The organism is Anaerobacillus sp. 1_MG-2023 (genome assembly GCF_030547345.1).
GTDB classification, from domain to species: Bacteria; Bacillota; Bacilli; order Bacillales; family Guptibacillaceae; genus Guptibacillus; species Guptibacillus hwajinpoensis_B.
On sequence record NZ_JAUORD010000005.1, the window covers coordinates 68119 to 85994 of the forward strand.

Annotated in this window: 21 protein-coding genes; 7 read left to right on the forward strand and 14 right to left on the reverse strand. The window is 41.7% G+C overall.

Going from position 1 to position 17876, the window contains the following annotated elements; genetic code table 11:
* Positions 1 to 107 precede the first annotated feature (107 nt).
* Together Q4550_RS10485 and Q4550_RS10490 are read left to right on the forward strand one after the other, a co-directional pair.
* The gene (locus Q4550_RS10485; protein WP_303532473.1) at positions 108 to 1424 is read left to right on the forward strand and encodes an NCS2 family permease; all 1317 of its coding nucleotides are present in this window, start codon (positions 108 to 110) and stop codon (positions 1422 to 1424) included.
* A gap of 139 nt (positions 1425 to 1563) precedes the next feature.
* Positions 1564 to 2790: an EAL and HDOD domain-containing protein gene (locus tag Q4550_RS10490; protein ID WP_303532475.1), complete on the forward strand. Its 1227-nt coding sequence runs from the start codon at positions 1564 to 1566 to the stop codon at positions 2788 to 2790.
* Between the two features lie 30 nt (positions 2791 to 2820).
* Here the strand turns inward: Q4550_RS10490 and Q4550_RS10495 are convergent, their stop codons facing one another.
* Positions 2821 to 3855 carry an oxidoreductase gene (locus Q4550_RS10495; protein WP_303532478.1) on the reverse strand — a complete coding sequence of 345 codons (1035 nt, stop codon included), beginning with the start codon at positions 3853 to 3855 and terminating at the stop codon, positions 2821 to 2823.
* Between the two features lie 175 nt (positions 3856 to 4030).
* Here Q4550_RS10495 and Q4550_RS10500 point away from each other — a divergent pair, with 175 nt between their 5' ends.
* Positions 4031 to 4462, forward strand: coding sequence for a hypothetical protein (locus tag Q4550_RS10500; RefSeq protein WP_303532481.1), 432 nt, complete (start codon positions 4031 to 4033; stop codon positions 4460 to 4462).
* An 81-nt stretch (positions 4463 to 4543) separates the two neighbouring features.
* Here Q4550_RS10500 and Q4550_RS10505 read toward each other — a convergent pair whose 3' ends face one another.
* The 3 genes from Q4550_RS10505 to Q4550_RS10515 form a co-directional block, all read right to left on the reverse strand.
* Positions 4544 to 5038: a YwgA family protein gene (locus tag Q4550_RS10505; protein WP_303532483.1), complete on the reverse strand. Its 495-nt coding sequence runs from the start codon at positions 5036 to 5038 to the stop codon at positions 4544 to 4546.
* Positions 5039 to 5226: 188 nt separating this feature from the next.
* Positions 5227 to 6510: an HD domain-containing protein gene (locus tag Q4550_RS10510; protein ID WP_303532485.1), complete on the reverse strand. Its 1284-nt coding sequence runs from the start codon at positions 6508 to 6510 to the stop codon at positions 5227 to 5229.
* Between the two features lie 215 nt (positions 6511 to 6725).
* Complete coding sequence (locus Q4550_RS10515) at positions 6726 to 7958, reverse strand: dicarboxylate/amino acid:cation symporter (protein WP_303532487.1); 1233 nt, start codon at positions 7956 to 7958, stop codon at positions 6726 to 6728.
* A gap of 409 nt (positions 7959 to 8367) precedes the next feature.
* On the opposite strand from Q4550_RS10515, the gene lipL reads away from it, so the two are divergent.
* A complete protein-coding gene (gene lipL / locus Q4550_RS10520; protein WP_303532488.1) occupies positions 8368 to 9204 on the forward strand; it encodes an octanoyl-[GcvH]:protein N-octanoyltransferase in 837 nt (278 codons plus the stop codon).
* 43 nt (positions 9205 to 9247) lie between these two features.
* On the opposite strand, the gene pta is transcribed toward lipL, so the two are convergent.
* Positions 9248 to 10222: a phosphate acetyltransferase gene (gene pta, locus Q4550_RS10525; RefSeq protein WP_303532491.1), complete on the reverse strand. Its 975-nt coding sequence runs from the start codon at positions 10220 to 10222 to the stop codon at positions 9248 to 9250.
* Positions 10223 to 10652: 430 nt separating this feature from the next.
* Between pta and hemQ the strand changes: the two genes are divergently transcribed.
* The 3 genes from hemQ (at position 10653) to gerQ (ending at position 12469) form a co-directional block, all read left to right on the forward strand.
* Positions 10653 to 11399: a hydrogen peroxide-dependent heme synthase gene (gene hemQ / locus Q4550_RS10530; RefSeq protein WP_303532493.1), complete on the forward strand. Its 747-nt coding sequence runs from the start codon at positions 10653 to 10655 to the stop codon at positions 11397 to 11399.
* Between the two features lie 168 nt (positions 11400 to 11567).
* Entirely contained in the window at positions 11568 to 11999 is a 432-nt protein-coding gene (locus Q4550_RS10535) for a cell wall hydrolase (RefSeq protein WP_283153319.1), read from the forward strand.
* A gap of 20 nt (positions 12000 to 12019) precedes the next feature.
* Positions 12020 to 12469 (forward strand): spore coat protein GerQ, encoded by a 450-nt coding sequence (gene gerQ / locus Q4550_RS10540; RefSeq protein ID WP_283153318.1) that lies wholly within the window; start codon positions 12020 to 12022, stop codon positions 12467 to 12469.
* 166 nt (positions 12470 to 12635) lie between these two features.
* Here gerQ and Q4550_RS10545 read toward each other — a convergent pair whose 3' ends face one another.
* The 9 genes from Q4550_RS10545 to Q4550_RS10585 all read right to left on the reverse strand — a co-directional run bounded on the left by Q4550_RS10545 (position 12636) and on the right by Q4550_RS10585 (position 17873).
* A complete protein-coding gene (locus Q4550_RS10545; protein ID WP_165998723.1) occupies positions 12636 to 13004 on the reverse strand; it encodes a DUF423 domain-containing protein in 369 nt (122 codons plus the stop codon).
* Positions 13005 to 13102: 98 nt separating this feature from the next.
* Positions 13103 to 14350: an ABC transporter permease gene (locus tag Q4550_RS10550; protein ID WP_303532502.1), complete on the reverse strand. Its 1248-nt coding sequence runs from the start codon at positions 14348 to 14350 to the stop codon at positions 13103 to 13105.
* Positions 14347 to 15045 (reverse strand): ABC transporter ATP-binding protein, encoded by a 699-nt coding sequence (locus Q4550_RS10555; RefSeq protein ID WP_303532504.1) that lies wholly within the window; start codon positions 15043 to 15045, stop codon positions 14347 to 14349. The genes Q4550_RS10550 and Q4550_RS10555 overlap by 4 nt, the downstream gene beginning before the upstream one ends.
* A 48-nt stretch (positions 15046 to 15093) precedes the next feature.
* Positions 15094 to 15336, reverse strand: a complete 243-nt coding sequence (locus tag Q4550_RS10560; RefSeq protein ID WP_303532505.1) for a helix-turn-helix domain-containing protein — start codon at positions 15334 to 15336, stop codon at positions 15094 to 15096.
* A 2-nt stretch (positions 15337 to 15338) separates the two neighbouring features.
* Positions 15339 to 15485: a YvrJ family protein gene (locus tag Q4550_RS10565; protein ID WP_194218329.1), complete on the reverse strand. Its 147-nt coding sequence runs from the start codon at positions 15483 to 15485 to the stop codon at positions 15339 to 15341.
* Complete coding sequence (locus tag Q4550_RS10570) at positions 15482 to 16045, reverse strand: sigma-70 family RNA polymerase sigma factor (protein WP_303532507.1); 564 nt, start codon at positions 16043 to 16045, stop codon at positions 15482 to 15484. The genes Q4550_RS10565 and Q4550_RS10570 overlap by 4 nt, the downstream gene beginning before the upstream one ends.
* Before the next feature lie 156 nt (positions 16046 to 16201).
* A complete protein-coding gene (locus Q4550_RS10575) occupies positions 16202 to 16639 on the reverse strand; it encodes a YaaR family protein (protein WP_303532509.1) in 438 nt (145 codons plus the stop codon).
* Positions 16636 to 17073, reverse strand: coding sequence for a DUF6115 domain-containing protein (locus Q4550_RS10580; RefSeq protein ID WP_303532510.1), 438 nt, complete (start codon positions 17071 to 17073; stop codon positions 16636 to 16638). The genes Q4550_RS10575 and Q4550_RS10580 overlap by 4 nt, the downstream gene beginning before the upstream one ends.
* Positions 17074 to 17087: 14 nt before the next feature.
* A complete protein-coding gene (locus Q4550_RS10585) occupies positions 17088 to 17873 on the reverse strand; it encodes a FliA/WhiG family RNA polymerase sigma factor (RefSeq protein ID WP_303532512.1) in 786 nt (261 codons plus the stop codon).
* Positions 17874 to 17876: the final 3 nt, after the last annotated feature.

Genomic DNA, 17876 nt, shown 5'->3' on the forward strand with positions numbered 1-17876 from the left:
ACACTTTTATCATCAACTATTTTGGATTACCCCTTGCCAAACAGCTTTATTACGAATATTATAGTATTTGTGTTTAAAAAACGTTCGTATTTAATGGAGGTATTATCATGTTTAACTCCTTTTTCCGGTTAAAAGAAAATGGAACTAACGTTAAAACAGAATTCCTTGCAGGATTAACGACATTCCTGACAATGGTATATATTGTAATAGTTAACCCAATTATACTATCTTCAACTGGCGTGCCATTCGATACCGTCTTCATCGCCACGATTATTGCAGCTGTTGTTGGAACACTCTGGATGGGACTTTTCGCCAATTATCCAATAGCGATCGCTCCCGGTATGGGGCTGAACGCCTATTTTGCGTTCTCCGTAGTAGGTGGACAAGCAGGCGTATCCTACCAGGTTGCCTTTGGTGCCGTATTTATTGCCGGACTACTGTTCATTATTCTTTCATTAACACCGTTTCGTGAAAAGCTTATCGAAGCCATTCCTACGAATTTGAAGCTTGGTATTACAGCAGGTATCGGACTTTTCATCGCGTTTATCGGACTTCGCATGACAGGGATTATCATCGCAGATGAAGAAAACCTTGTTGGTCTAGGAAATCTTCATTCCCCTGAAGTTCTTCTAGCGCTTGTTGGACTTATGATCACACTTATTCTAATGGCTCGAAATGTTCCAGGTGCACTCTTCTTCGGAATGATCATCACAGCTATCATTGCTATTTTTACAGGACAGCTTGAATTTAAGGAAGGCTTCATGCAAGCTCCATCTGCTCCCGAACTTTTCATCTTCGGAAGTCCACTTCAGGCCTTTAAGGATATGATTGAGTACGGATTATATGCCGTTGTCTTCTCATTCCTACTCGTTACACTCTTCGATACGACAGGAACAATGGTCGGTGTTGCAGAACAGGCAGGTTTGATGAAAGGAAAGAAAATGCCGCGTGCACGTCAGGCACTTCTTGCTGACTCGATCGGAACAACTGTCGGAGCGATCTTTGGGACAAGCCCCACTAGTGCTTATCTTGAATCCTCTGCTGGTGTTGCTGCCGGCGGGCGGACTGGCTTAACATCAGTCGTCGTTTCTGTACTCTTTATCGTCTCAGCTTTCTTTGGACCACTTGTCGGTTCTCTATCTGGACTTTCCGCCATTACAGCTCCTACCCTTATCATCGTCGGAAGCTTAATGATTGGCGCCGTTGGTAAAATTGATTGGAGTGAATTTGATGAGGCGTTTCCTGCCTTCTTGATCATTCTCACAATGCCACTTACGGCAAGTATTGCTACAGGAATCGCGCTTGGGTTTATTACGTACCCCATTTTAAAGATCGTAAAAGGGAAATGGCGTGAGGTTCATCCGCTTCTTTATCTTTTCGCTGTGTTATTCTTCTACCAGCTCGCTTTCCTACCACATGCTTAACTAAAAGATCTGCCCATTCAGGGCAGATCTTTTTTATTTATAAGGAAACATTCTTACCTTTCAAACCAACAAAAATCATTTGTATTATTTCCCAGATTGATTATACTTAAGAAATAACAGTTCGCTTTGGAGGATGGATATGGACACTTTTATTGGTCGTCAACCAATTTTAAATATAAATCAAGACCTTTATGGTTATGAATTGCTGCACCGAACGAGCAACATGAATGCTTATAGGGGATTCGACGGTACACAGGCAACCGCTGCTGTTATTTCAAACTCCTATTTAAGCTTTGGAATAGAGAAATTATCAGATCGAAAGCGATGCTTTATTAATTTCACCGAACAATTATTACTTGAAGAAGTACCATTATTTTTCTCACCTGAAGCGATTATAGTAGAAATCCTCGAGTCAGTTGAATTAAGTGATGAAATCGTTGCTGCCTGCAAAAAGTTAAAGCATCTAGGCTACGTGATTGCGATCGATGACGTCATTGATCCACGGTATTACGATCAAATAATCGACCTAGTGGATATTATGAAAGTGGATTTCCTTCAAATATCGAAACATCGTCGGGAAGGAATAATAAAACAGTATGCTAACCGACACATTACGTTTCTAGCAGAAAAGGTCGAAACGCAAGAAGACTACGAAGAAGCAAAAAGACTTGGCTATACGCTTTTCCAAGGATACTTCTTCAGTAAGCCCGTTATCCTCGCCACTAAAGATATGAAACCAATTCCTCAGCAATACGTCTATATGCTTGAAGAAATTAATAAACCCGACCCTGACATTACATTAGTATCAAAACTAGTTGAAAGAGACCTTGCGCTTTCCTATAAACTATTAAGACTTATTAATTCTCTAGGTCTTCCAGTTAAGGTTAGTAACATCAAGCAAGCGGTTGTGCTTCTTGGATTATTCGAAGTGAAAAAGTGGATTCTGATTCTCATGTTAACGAAGGACACAAATCAATCGACTAAGATCATTCAACTTTCTCTCATTCGCTCTCGATTATCCGAACGTATCGCCAAAAAAGTGAAAATGAATGCGACTGACGCTTCTTTCATTGGAATGTTTTCACTTCTAGAGTCTCTCTTGCAGCGTTCGATGAATGATATACTTTCTGAACTGCCGATTGAGGACCATGTCGTCAAGATCTTAACGAATGAACATCACAACGATCCACATGCTCAGCTTCTTCAGCTCGTAAAAGCCATTGAACGATGTGACTGGCATGCCGTCGATCAATTACTTACTCAAGTTGGTGTTTCCATCCCTTCCTTACAAGAGGATTACTTTGAAGCAGTAGTATGGGCCAATACCATTATCGGATCCTTCGCTACTGCTACTCCTGCTCATTAGAAAGACTGGCTAAATTGCGCCAGTCTTTTTTCAATCCCATTTCACTAATCTTTTCTCTTCACTACTCTTTAATGCAAGCTCGATCACTTTGATCACTGTAAGGGCTTCTCTTGCTGTTACAGGCGCAGTACTTTGTTCATAAATCGCTTGGTGCAGTTCTATGTAGTATGTTTGATAAGAACCAGGTATGGTTGGAATCACTCTATCGCGATTATCTTTCGTTAGCACGCCGTACTGATCGCTCTCGTCTTCTCCCCAGTACTCATCACCTGGTAATTGTCCCTTTTTCAGCGCTTCTTCCTGAGGATCAATACCCCATTTTATAAATGAGCCCTTTATTCCATGAATTTGATAGCGAGGTCCGTGTTTTTTTACGAGAGAGCCAGCGTGGAGAATCACTCTTCTTTTTCCGTAATGCAAAACCAGGTGAAAATAATCGTCCGTTTTCCCTTCTTTTCTTTGAGTCAAAACATCTCCATATACGGCCTCAGGCTCGCCAAATAGAGTCAGTGCCTGGTCGATTAAATGAGAACCCAGGTCAAAGAGAATACCAGATCCCTTCTTATTCTGCTCTCGCCAACCATCATCATGCACCTCCGCATTGTACCGATCATAATGCGCCTCATACGAAACGACCGTTCCAAGCTCCTCTTCTTTTATGAGCTTCTGAATCGTAAGAAAATCATTATCGTATCTTCTGTTATGATACACACTTAGCAAGCTACCATGCTTGTCAGCTATTTCAATTAATCGTTCTCCCTCTTCTACACTTACCGTGAATGGTTTCTCAAGAACAACATGTTTCCCTGCTTCAAGAGCCTGCTTCGCCATTGAGAAATGAAATTCATTAGGTGTCGTAATAATGACTAACTCTATTTCTCTATCATTTAAAAGCTCGTCTATTGAAGCGACCACTTCCATTTTTGGAAACTTCTCAATTACCTTCTTCGGATTAGAAGAAACCACTTTTGTGATGGTTAACCCTTGTACAGATTCAATCACTGGTGCATGAAAAGTTGCTCCCGAAAAACCAAATCCAACTAACCCTACCTTCACTTCCTTCATCTCCCTCACTCCATTTCAATAATGTAAGACTTTTGAACCCTTTTTTTGATTCGACAAATAAGTTCTATTTTCTCGACTTGTTTTTCCAAATTTTGATATAGAGAAACGATTATACTAATCTTCAAACGGGTATTTACATAGTGAACTCGAAGCATTTGTAAAAGGTGGTATGATTATGAAAAAATATCTTTATTCTTCCCCCGCAATTGGCTTTTCACTTGGCTTACTAGCATCCTTCGTTTATTCAATTATTTTAGCAGCCGGAGGCTATCAGTATACGGGACTAGCAGGGTTCTTTTCACTACTTATTATCCTAGTCGGCTACTTTCTACTTTCGACATTCTGGCTGCCTACCCTTCTTAAAACGAGACATACAATTGCATTGATATCAGGGGTAACCTTCCATACCATCTCTTCTTTTACGCTAGTCTTTATGATGGCAGGAACCTTACCCAACATATCCGAACTTCTATTTCCTTATCTCACTACACTGGTATTCTCTTTTCTCCTAATGATTGGAATCATTGTTACTGGTGTCATCCTTTCAAAAGTCGACCTTACAAAACTCTCTGAAATGAGTCAGAAGAAATTTTCGATAAAAAGTTAATTTCTGCAACAAAAGGTGCCCCTAAGGGCACCTTTTCTTTGTAGAAATATCTTATTCTATTAAACTAGATACAAGTGACCATTAGCATCCTAGCTTTTCTATAAATGTATAGGCCTCAGTAATTTCATCATCAGAATAATTCTGTTTACGTTTAATGGTATGAACCTTCTCAACCACTTCTTCCTTTGAAAGACGATCGAAGAATAGAATGGTTGAAACAAGCTCAAGAAAACGTGAACTCTGACGATTAATTTCATCGATACACTGATGTAATTCCGGCATTTGGAAATCATAATGACCGAGAAATTCATGACCTTCATCTGTTACTGTGTATTTATATTGGTAATAGCCACCTTTGCTTTCCTTCACCTCTGTAACAAGACCAAGGTTACAAAGCTCTTCCACTCGTAGCGTCAATTCTTCTGAATACGGGCCATAGAAATGGAATTGATACTTCTCATTAAATGGAAACTGCAGCTTCTTACAAATGTAAATGATTTTTTGTAGTTTCTTACGTCCAATGACCTCTCCGGCTTCCTTCAACACAGCTATCACTTTCGCGTGATCTTCTAGCAACCTGCACCCCTCCCATGTACTTTTTACAGGTTGTCCAAAAAGCTTTCTTATCTATTAGAAGATGCTTAAACGTTCAGTTGAAACGGGAGATCACTCCCACATTATACTCAACGATTTGAACACCACTATTTAGCGATGCCTGTAGCGGAAGTCATCTTCATTCCAGGATCACTTTTCTTTTTGAACAGCTAATCGATTTGAAGCAATGACTTAATACGACGAGTTGCATCTGTATTTCCTTCAATAATAAAATCTGCAGGGAAATATAATTTGTGGTCTGTTCGCTTCTTACCAGAAATCGCTTCAACCACATCAGATTCACGAGAAAGCTCACGCAAATCTCCACCTGGTTTCAACAAATGAATCGGCAGACGTTCTTCCTCTTCTCCAGGCCGATAGAAATCATACGGTAAATCAGAAGATGAATCAACCTCAAGATAGTAATCTGGATCAATACCTGCTTCATGAAAAGAGTCATAAAGCTCTCTCCATGCATTCATTTGCTGCATAGGGTTAAATTCAATGTACTTAAACAGTCTTCGATTCATAAATCGTTCACAAAGGTCTCTTAGGATATCATCCTTTTCCTCCTGCCAGATCTGGAAATAGAACATAACGACAGAATCATCTAGCTTAAGAAAGTCTTCTAGACGAATATCTTCTTTAAATAGTGAATAGAAGTGAATCGGATCGTGTTGAAAATGATAACCCTCTTCAAACAGTCTTTTCGCACGATGGAGAATTTTACTTAGAATCACTTCTGCACTTCGTGTCACAGGGTGGAAATAAATTTGCCAGTACATTTGATAACGGCTCATAATATAGTCTTCAACTGCATGCATACCGCTTTGTTTAATCACAATTTGATCATCACCAGGTCGCATGACGCGTAATATTCGTTCAATATCAAATTGTCCATAGCTCACTCCAGTAAAATAGGCATCACGAAGAAGATAATCCATTCGATCCGCGTCAATTTGACTTGAAATTAAGCTAACAACAAGCTTGTTGCTATGTGTTTTGGCGATTACATCAGCCACTTCCATCGGAAAATCATCGCTTACTTTTCGAAGCACTTGATTGATTTCAGTGTCCCCAAGGATAACCATCCGAGTAAAGTCTTCATGGTCCAGGTTAAATACTTTTTCAAATGAATGTGAAAAAGGTCCATGACCTACATCATGTAACAGCGCAGCACACATACTTAATAGCCTATTCTCTTCGTTCCAGCTATCATATTGGGAGAAAATCTCGTTAATACGCCTTACAATCTCGTATACACCGAGCGAGTGACTAAAGCGACTATGTTCTGCTCCATGAAAAGTTAGGTATGTTGTTCCGAGCTGGCGAACCCTTCGCAAACGCTGAAATTCCTTAGTACCAATTAGCTCCCAGATTAAACGGTATCGGACATGAATATAACGATGGACAGGGTCTTTAAATACTTTTTCTTCGCTTAATCGTTCGAGCATTCCGCGATAGGCTCCTTCCGTCAAAATCATTCATTCATTATATAACACCCATTCCAAAATGAAAACCTTCCCCCACTTTGTGATCAAACACATCATGAGGGAAGGGTTCTGTTGAGCGAGCATATGGAAAGAATGGAACGACTAACAATAGCTATATATACGAGAAAATGTTTCCTTTTTTCATTTAAAAGGTTCGAATCTCATACTTTATGATGTTATAGAACAGTCTCTGCTTCTTTTCCTTCACGCTTCTCTTCGGATTTTGCAATATACATCGCACAAGCCGCGTCACCTGTAATATTAACAGCAGTACGTGTCATATCAAGAAGACGGTCAACTGCTAGGATCAATCCAATTGGCTCTACTGGCAATCCAACTTGCTTTAGAACCATTGCGAGCATGATAAGCCCTACACCCGGCACACCAGCTGTACCTATACTAGCGAGCGTTGCTGTGACGACAACAATGACGAGCTGTGTAAAGGTAAGATCAACCCCGGTAATTTGAGCGATAAAGATCGTAGCTACACCTTGCATAATTGCCGTTCCGTCCATGTTAATGGTTGCCCCAAGCGGTTGTACAAAACTACTCACCTGCTTAGGAATCTTCAGATTTTCTTGAGCGGTTTTCATAGAAACAGGAAGCGTACCGCTACTTGAAGATGTACTGAAGGCCACAGCCATGGCTGGTGCAAAAGCTTTATAGAATTTAATTGGATTCTCTTTACAAAGGAAATAAATCGCACTACCATATGTGAAGAGAAAATGGATGAGGAGTGCGCCAAGTACTACTAGGAAATACATTCCCATTGACTGTAACGCTTCTTTACCTTGTCCACCAACAGCGGAAGCAATAAGTGCAAACGCACCATATGGCGCTGTTTCCATAATAATCTTAACAAGATACATCATAACGTCGTTACCCTGTTCAAAAAGATTACTTAAAGCCTTCGTACGCTCACCAAGAATTGCAAGAGCAAAACCTACAAAGATAGCAAACGCTATAATTTGGAGCATGTTTCCTTCAACCATGGCCTGAATCGGATTCGTTGGGATAATATTAATAATTGTATCCAATACAGGAGGTGCTTCTTCTGCCTTAAAATCAGCATTTCCTGAGAATGAACCTTCAACACCCGGTTTAATTAAGTAAGCAAGCGCCATCGCAATTGAAATAGCAATGGTTGTTGTGACAAGGAAAAACGCAACGGTTTTCCCACCCATACGTCCAAGCTTCTTCGGATCGCTTATTCCAGCCGTTCCTACCACGATTGAGAAGAATACAATTGGTACAACAAGCATCTTAATTAAGTTAAGAAAGATTTGTCCAACAGGACCAAATAGATATTGATCGACAGGTCCAAATGCATCTGGTGCAAATAAGTTAAAGATAACACCAACAATAATACCTAGAACAAGACCTGCAATAATTTTAACTGTTAGCTTCATAAACATGTCCCCTTTCGTCAAATCGACGTAAATACCACCGTTTCCTGTTCATAAAGAACGATCCAACGCTGGTTGTTTCTCCTATATGTAGATTCTTCGTATGATCTTAGTCATATATGAAAGCTCTTACATACATTCCCATTTCTTTACTGTATATACCCGCTCGCTCGCTAACTTGAAACTACCGTAATTATGATTATATCATTTTAGACAATTCTCGCAATTTCCTTTTTTTCGTAATAGATGTATTTCTTTATAAAATCAAAGTTTTAAAGGGAAAATAAGTAGTAAATTAGGAAAAAAGGACGAGTGTTTTGTCATCACCCGGGAAATACTGTCGGATGATGTCTTATGTCTCATTTCTTCTGCTATAATAAATAAGATTAGTTAGTGAAGAAGGGATAAGAAAATGCCAACAAATGATACCATACTTTTTCAGCCAAAATGGCGGATTATAGATCAATCAACACTCGGCCCATCCTTTGATGCGCTGCAATCTTTTGCGATGGATGATACCCTTTGCAATTCTGCTGGAAGTGGTGAATCCCCACCGATTCTGCGCTCATGGGTGCATCACAATACGATAGTTCTCGGCATACAAGATACACGCCTTCCAAACTTTGAGGAAGCCGTTCACTATTTAGAAAGTTTAGGTTATCGTGTAATTGTGAGAAACTCCGGAGGTCTTGCTGTTGTCCTTGATGCAGGGGTATTAAACCTCTCACTTGTTTTAGCTGAAAAGCAGCAGCATATAGATATTGATACCGGGTACGAAGCCATGGTCAATTTCATTCAGGAAATTTTGTCGCCATATAACGTGACAATTGAAGATAGGGAAATTGTAGGGTCTTATTGTCCAGGTCGATATGACCTAAGCATTAACGGCAAAAAATTCGCCGGCATTTCGCAACGCAGACTTCGCGGCGGAGTCGCTGTTCAAGTTTACCTTTGTGTCGATGGAAGTGGATCAGAGCGCGCATCTGTCATTCAGGAATTCTATAAGCGGGGCGTGAACGGAGAACCAACAAAATTCACTTATCCTGAAATTGTTCCCGAAACGATGGCTTCGTTAAGTGAACTCATTGGGGAAGAGCTAAGCGTTTCCGACATCATGATGAAAACTCTTAAAACACTTAAGCAGTATACCGAATCATTAACAACGGCACAGCTTTCCATTCCAGAGCTGTCTCTTTACGATTTCAACTACCAGCGAGTGTTTATTCGTAATGAAAAAGCACTTGGTTAATAAATAAAGCCCCTGAAGGCGTGCCTTCAGGGGCTTTCGTTTATTATAGGCTCTGCATTGCTGTAATCAATGCTAGCTTGTACACGTCTTCCTCGCTACATCCGCGAGATAGGTCGTTTACTGGTTTATTTAATCCTTGAAGGACTGGACCAACGGCCTCAAATCCACCAAGACGTTGCACCATTTTGTAGCCAATGTTACCTGCTTCAAGACTTGGGAACACAAATACATTTGCTTGCCCTTTAAGTGGTGATTCAGGTGCTTTCTTTTGTGCTACTTCTGGAACGAAAGCAGCATCGAATTGGAATTCGCCATCGATCACTAGATCTGGTGCCATTTCTTTCGCTAGACGTGTTGCTTCTTCAACTTTCTCTGTTTCAGGAGATTTTGCAGAACCTTTAGTAGAGAAGCTTAACATCGCTACTTTAGGGTCCATTCCAAACATTTTTGCAGTTTCAGCACTGCTTACACCGATTTCAGCAAGATCATTGCTGTCGGGGGAAATGTTAATCGCACAGTCAGCAAAAACGTATTTCTCATCACCTTTTACCATTACAAAAGCACCAGATGTTTTCTTTACACCTTCTTTTGTTTTGATGATTTGAAGCGCTGGGCGAACTGTATCACCAGTAGAATGAGCCGCACCACTAACAAGGCCATCTGCTTTGCCTGTGTGAACGAGCATTGTACCGAAATAGTTCACGTTAAGAAGAATATCCTGCGCTTGTTCAGCTGTTGCTTTACCTTTACGACGCTCAACAAATGATTCCACAAGGGCATCCATTTCAGAATACGTTGCTGGATCCATAATTGTAAGTTCGCTGTGCAATGTAAGGCTTAGGCTTGACGCTTTATCCTGAATTGCATTTTCTCCTCCAATGACGATTGGCTTAAGAATGCCATCCTCTGCTAGGCGGTTTGCTGCTGCTAATACTCGCTCATCTGTTCCTTCAGGGAAAACGATTGTCGGATAACCTGCTTTAACCTGGTCTTTCATGTTTGTAAAAAGATCACTCATTGGTTTCACCTCATTATTTTTAATATCCAACTCCTACGATAACCCTTTTTCCCTAAAAACGAAAATAAATCCGTAAGTGTAAGCCTTTGCATGCAAAAGTTCTATTTTTCAGACGAATCAAAAGGGACTATAGAAGTTTTTAATCTTAATTCTCTTCTAAATATAAGCTAACGTAATCGTATTTAAACATTGGTACTGATTTACCATCGGATTTCTGAATATCTTTTTCATCCAATCGTCACTCTCAATCGCTTTTAAAGAGGTACAAGTATTGGTATAGTAGGTAGTGGATATAGGGAAACTGCCATCAAAGTGGGCATTGTTTGATTTGCTCTGATGGTTAGTTGAACCAATCGGACCTTTAGGAGCAGTTGCTGTATAAACGTAACCTGCCTTATTGGTGTGATAAAAGATAAGGAGTGAATCAGATATGAATCAAGCAGCAGTTACTCTCGATGGCTGGTATTGCCTTCATGATTTCCGTACTATGAACTGGACGGCATGGAAACAGCTTTCAAGCGAAGAACGTGATCTTGCGATGAATGAATTTCTAACGTTCCTTGAAAAATGGGAAGTCACAGCAGGCCATAAACAAGGAAGTCATACGCTTTATTCCATTATTGGTCAGAAAGCGGACTTTATGTTAATGCTTCTCCGTCCGACTATGGAAGAGTTAAATGAAATTGAAAATGCTTTTAACAAAACGACTTTAGCTGAATATACGGTGAAAGAATACTCATACGTATCTGTCGTTGAGCTTAGTAACTATATGGCTGGAAAAGATAGCGACCCTGATAATGACCCGCGCATTCAGGCCCGTTTGAAGCCAGAATTAACAGAAGCTCCTTACGTGTGCTTCTATCCAATGAACAAAAAACGCGAAGGAAACGACAACTGGTACATGCTTTCAATGGACGAGCGTCGTGAAATGATGCGTAGTCACGGACTGATCGGACGTAGCTATGCTGGCAAAGTAAAGCAGATCATCACAGGCTCTGTTGGCTTTGATGACTGGGAATGGGGCGTTACGCTTTTCGCAGACGACGTACTTCAGTTTAAAAAGCTTGTCTACGAAATGCGCTTCGATGAAGTAAGCGCTCGTTTCGGTGAATTTGGTAGCTTCTACGTTGGAACGCACCTCCCGAAAGAACGCCTGCCTCAATTCCTATACGTTTAATAAAGAAAATCCCTTCTGACGCTTTATTGTCCGAAGGGATTTTTTGTGTATTTGAGTGGTCTATGTCAAAGTCATATTCCTTCAAATCGTACATACAATGAGTTACGTAGAGTCATGGCATCTTCCTTACTTCTTGCACATTGGGTCCAACTGAGATGAGGTGTGGCTATGGCAGTGATTCAGACGAACGAAAATGATGTAAACCTTTTGGCTCGCTTGATGCGTGCAGAAGCAGAAGGTGAGGGGCAGTTAGGTATGCTGATGGTAGGCAATGTAGGAGTAAACCGTGTAAAGGTGAGATGCCTTGATTTTAAGAACATCAACACGATGAACAACATGGTTTATCAGAGTCCCGGCGGTTTTGAAGCGACTCAGAAAGGCTACTTTTACCAACGAGCGCGCGAAAAAGATAAGCGTCTTGCTCGCAAAGCCATCAAAGGGATGAAATACCATCCTGCCAGCAACTCGCTCTGGTTCTTTAAACCAGGCGGCACCTGCCCTGACCAGTGGTATAACCAGTGGAATGCAGGACGCTTCAAATCCCACTGTTTCTACAAGCCTACCGAAAGTGAATGTGCAGACGTGTACAACAGCTTCTAAGAGAATGCTTAAGGAGGGTTATGATGAACAATCAATACTGGAACACTTCACCGTCACAAAACCAGGGGGGCGGCTATGGTCAAATGCCGCAGCAAGGGCAAGGCGGACAGATGGCACAGTATCCTTCAGGCTATCCTCAAGGCCAGCAGGTTCAGGGAGCATCAACACAGGGAGGCGGAGGCTTTCCAGGACAGCTACCCGTCGAGCAATCATACATTGAAAACATCCTGCGCCTAAACCTTGGAAAAATCGCCACCGTGTACATGACTTTCGAGAACAATGAGAAATGGAACGCCAAAGTATTTAAAGGAATTGTAGAAGCAGCCGGAAGAGATCATATTATTCTATCCGATCCTCAAACAGGCAAGCGGTATATTCTACTCATGGTTTATTTGGACTATATTACATTTGATGAAGAGCTTGAATACAACTACCCTCTTCAACAAACGACGCAATATTCTCCGCGTTAGCGGGTATACAAAAAGCTACCGGATTTCCGGCAGCTTTTTGTTTTGGCCAATAAAAATGGAATTTGGCTAATATATTTTGATTTTGGCCAATAAACCGCACCAGCCTGCCCCGGTTCGACAAATAGCGGGCGGTGACAGGCACCATCAACCGCCGACCGCCGCACCACTACGCCTTAAACGCCGCCACAACAACTAAAATCCAGGCTGTAATAAACGCGACGCCGCCTAGTGGAGTAATTGCACCAAGGATCTTAATTCCGCTCAAGCTAAGCACGTACAAGCTTCCGGAAAAGAGGACGATCCCAGCAAACATGAGCCAACCAGCCCATTGCATGAGCCCTGCTGATTGAAGCTTGTCAGCAGCAATGGCTACACCAACTAAACCAAGTGCGTGATACATGTGGTATTGTACACCTGTTTTAAACGTCTCTAACATTTTTTCTGATAGTCTTCCTTCTAATCCATGTGCCCCAAATGCTCCTAGTCCAACTGCAAGGGCCGCATTTATCGCACCGATAATTAAAAATAACTTCATCTCGTTATCCGCTCCTTCATCTGAATCTACTCTCCCATCATAGCGGAAAGCGCTTGATCGAAGCAACGAATTCGCGAATTGTTCATACACCTTTCGATTTATGACAAAAAACCTCTATGTGATTGCATGTTTCTATGAACGATCTGGAGACTTTCCTTAAGAACAAACCATCCGCCTAGCGGAAAGAGTACAACTCCTAGCCAACCTGGGAAGGCAACCCCCGTCACGATACACAGTAGAAGAAAACATGGCATCGACACTAGTTTTAATGCTTGTTTCCCCGCTTTCTCTTGGATCGATTGGTGCCATTGAAATAGATTGGCATAGCTACTAGATGTAAATTCACTCCAGTCTGCCCTCGAAAGGCCAATCAGCGCATAGAGCGCAAATAGAAGCACGACCACTTTGACAATAAGAGGTAACAGTAATATCGCCGCTGTACCCCAGCCAATGACTTGTAAATAGTACTGAACCTTCCCCATTGATCGAAGAAGCCATTTCAAATAAACGTCTCTCATTCTAGCTTCTGGAGAATTTTTCTTACTGATTCGCCTAGAGCCTCGAAAAAGCATAGGCTGCTTTCGAGTGAAAAGGGGCATTGGCGTAACACCTACTCGCCCCATCAAAAATTTCGTCACGGTCTGCTTATGCCCACGCTCCTTCACCACATCATGGAAAAAAGTCCCCTGCATATTCATTCGTGTTCGTAACTGAACGAGTAAAAGGAGAAGCAAACTTCCTCCTCCGACAGCAACTGCCCATTCATACCGCCATCCTATCCCACTCATCAGAAGCAATACGATGATCGAGATCAGGTTCACTAAGCCGATCGGGAGCCATTTCACCCAAATAGAAGGAACAAATAACTCTATAAAATACCGGCTAGTTTTTATATTCCAACTGACTAAAAGGACAAATAGGACTGTGACAGCACATCGCTCTATGCCCCATCCCCACCCCGTAATAAGCAAGGGTAAAACGAGGGTCATTCCAATGATCGTCACGACCAGTCCCTTTAGAAGAGAATAGAATATTCCCCACTTCTTTAAACCGCCCATAAGAGTCGCATTTTGCAACAAATATACTTGATCAGCTTCTTCTGTGTACAGTCGTAATGACCAGAAAGTTGCAACTATAAATAACGGAAGAACCGCCAACTGTTCAGGTACTTCCGAGAGCCATTCAGGCGGAAGAATCCACCAGGAACGGTAGTACGCCACTCCTATCATGAGACCTGGGATAAGAATATATAGCCATACCGTCCAATCTAGTGCTGAGCGAAGATCTCGGATTTTATAACGCTGATCGTCACGTTCGCGCTGCCACCATAGCTGGAACGACGTCATATTCGTTGCTCCATAAAGGCATCAACACAATCAAGAAGTGAACTTTCCCGTGCGCCTGACTGCTCTCGCATGTCTTCAAGCGTACCTTGAGCAAGAAGCGTTCCGTTTGCGAGCAGAACGAATTGATCACAAATTCGCTCTGCCGTATCAAGCACATGCGTACACATTAAAATACCTGCTCCACGAGACCGCTCCTTTTCAATAAGCGCGAGAAAATCCTTCGTAGCGCGCGGATCTAGTCCAAGAAAAGGCTCATCAATGATATAAACATCCGGCTTGAGCATAAAAGCCGTTATGAGCATCACCTTCTGTCGCATTCCTTTTGAAAAGCTTGACGGTAGGTTATGGATTACGTGCTCCAGTTGAAAATAGCGAATCAGCTCTTGAGCTCGCTCTTCCCATTCCTCGTCTCCAAGAACTGCCGCTGCCGCAAGCTCCAAATGCTCCCAAAGCGTTAAGCTGTCATAGAAAACGGGTTGCTCTGGTACATACGCATAGCGCGACCCTTTCTCAAACGTCACGCTTCCTTTCCACTCTTTCATGAGCCCTAATATCGTCTTGATTGTTGTGCTTTTACCAGCTCCATTTGACCCTAATAACCCCAGAAGTTCGCCGCTTTTCACTTCAAATTCGATCAGACGAATGGCGCTATCTTTCTTTTCATAACCTGCTTGTTCGATTTCAACCTTAAGCATCCGCTTCACCTCTACCTCTTTATACGGAAGAAAAAGGGAAATAGTTTCTTATTCCTTCCCCTTTTGATCTTCAATAAATTGTTCAAAGTTTGGCACATCCTCCATATTGTATTTTTCCACCGCTTCAAGAACTTTTAATACTAATTCCTGACGCAAATCATCTCTGTTTTGAGGGGAAGTTTGCCTTAGCTCTGCTTCAATTTTCTTCTCAAATTGATGAATAATGGCGCCGAGTCCTTTTTTCTCTTCCTGCTTTGCCTGTTGTAAAAGCGTATATAGTCTTTTCTCCATAGTCATCCCTTCTTATCAGTCTCCTGATCCGCCACCGCACTTGTTAAATCATCAATTTTCTTTTCTAGCCGCACGAGTAAATATAGTGAAACGACGATCGGAAATCCAAGATCTCCAATAATGGCGTTAATTACCGTAGTTATGCTCATTTACCCCCCTCCTTTCCTGCTTCTCTTAGCTTCTCAAGCGCACGTTTACGCCTTCTGCTCGCTGCCTGTTGAGAAATCCCCGCCATTTTTGCAATCTCCGTATCAGAAGCTTCATATCGATAAAAAAGTTCAAGAACTTCCTTCTGTTTTGGCGTTAATCGGGTGTATCCTAAATAAAGTGATTTCTGCTGAAAGCTTTCTGCAAATGAATTCGTTTCACCACACGTTTCCGTACTTTCAATAAAATCAATCCAGGCATCACCAGACATACCTACAGGCTGATCTAGCATAAGAGGAAAGCGAAGGTGCCCAAGTCTTCGCTTTCGGTCAAAGTTGATGGCCGTGTAGCGAATCAGCTTCGTGACGTAAGCAATAAAACGAATTTCTGTATAGTACTTTTGAAAAAGTGAATTGAGCTTATTTACCGCCTCACGATCCTCTGATACATATGCCTCCATAAAACTTGTCCAATGCTTCTCTTCTTGAATGAATGACTTAAATAGGAGATTTCCTTTTAAATCATCATACATCTCATTTGTTAAACGGCATCCATTCTTCATCCTCACCTCTCCTTTCTCTGTCTGTAGGAATGAAAGTATCCTGAAAGCAAGAAATCACAACCATCATTTCGAACGTATGTTCTTATTTTAATTATAGAAAAAACTCATGCAAATGACCATGAGTCAATACTTCCTTTTTTAGGTGGGTCGTTTGAACTAGAGAGAAAGATCAACAAGTAGTCCCTTTATTTCACCAACAAGCGATAATAAGGTCATTCCATTCTTCTCTTTTTCTCTCATCTCTTCTTGCAGTTCAACCAGCTTGTTCTCTACTGTTTCCACAAGCTTATACGTTCGATTTCTTCCATAATGGTCCATGCTGTTTTTCTCTGATAGCGTTAGCCCCTGACTTACTGCTTCCTCAAGAAACTGTTTCACCATTCGCTTGTATGCCGATAAGTTCTGAAACGTTCGTTCCTTTCCAAGCAGCTCCCCCTGACGATCAATTTGCTGTAGCAGTCGCTTTAGTTCTGCTCCCTTCAGTTCCTTTGATGCTTCCTGAATCACCGATTGAAACGCTACCTGCTTGTTACCTTTTGGGAGATCCATCTTTAAAGATTCCAGTGACGTCTTGCCATGCTGCTGAATTTTCATCGCTGTTCAGACCTTCCGTGAATATTCACAATCAGCTCAACTTCGCCGACACCGCAATTAAGGATTCTTGCAATATCCGTCACCGAAAAACCCTGTGAATGAAGCTGAAGAGCTTTTTGATTTCGTTCGTTGTTAGCTGAAGGGTGCTGGATGATGACCGGCTTTTGTTGCTCCTCCACCTCAGGGGATACGGTCTTCCCATGTTCTAACACACGAAGGCGCGTATCAAGCTGGTTTTCACGTTTATCGACGTAAGATTTAACTTCAGTCATCAGTCGATCATTTTCTTCCTCTAGCTGTTCAATATACACTTCCATCCCCGTGGCGATCTCTTCACTTACATCTGAACTCTTCGTTTGCTTTAGAAACAAGAGAACAATACATAGAAAGCTCACGAGATGAAGGGCAATACTTATAAAGATGAATGGATACATGGAAATCACTCCGATTACATTGATTGAACGTGTTCTTTATTAGCTCGGAGGACACCCTTCATCCGAAGGAGCGCTCTCGAGTGTAGTTGCGAAATTCGGCTTGTCGATAAACCTAAGATTCTTGCAATCTCTGTAAGTGTTAACTCCTCAAAATAAACAAGAGAGACAACAAGTTTTTCTTTCTCAGGTAGACGTTCAATCGTTTCAGCTAGTAACTCTTTAATAAAATGTTGGTGCAAATGCTTTTCTGGTAAATCAGCTTGGTCATTTTCGATTACACTATAACGCTCAATTTGCTGCTGATCGTCATCGTGCACGGGCTCGTCTACGGAAACCATTGTAGACAGAGAAGCATCTTGAATCACCCGCTGTACTTCTTCAATTGTCATACCAAGATACTCTGCTACATCATGGTCGCTACTTGACGTTTGATTTTGCTGTTCTAAAGCAGCGTAAGCCTCTTCAATTTTACGTGCTTTGTCACGAACGGAGCGTGGCACCCAATCATTCTGCCTAAGACCATCAATTATGGCACCTTTAATGCGCCAGCTGGCATAAGTTTCAAATTTTAAATCACGTTCTGGCTCGAATTTTTCAAGTGCATCAAGAAGCCCTTGATACGCGAAACTATTAAGATCATCACGCTGAACGGATGACGGAAGAGCTGCCGCATAGCGCTGTACAGCGAAATCAACGAGCGGACGATAAAGAGCAATTAATTTGTTGCCAGCCTCTTCATTCTTCTCCTCTTTCCATGCTCTCCAATATTCGATTGTCTGTTTATCCATTTTGGGTTTCATGAA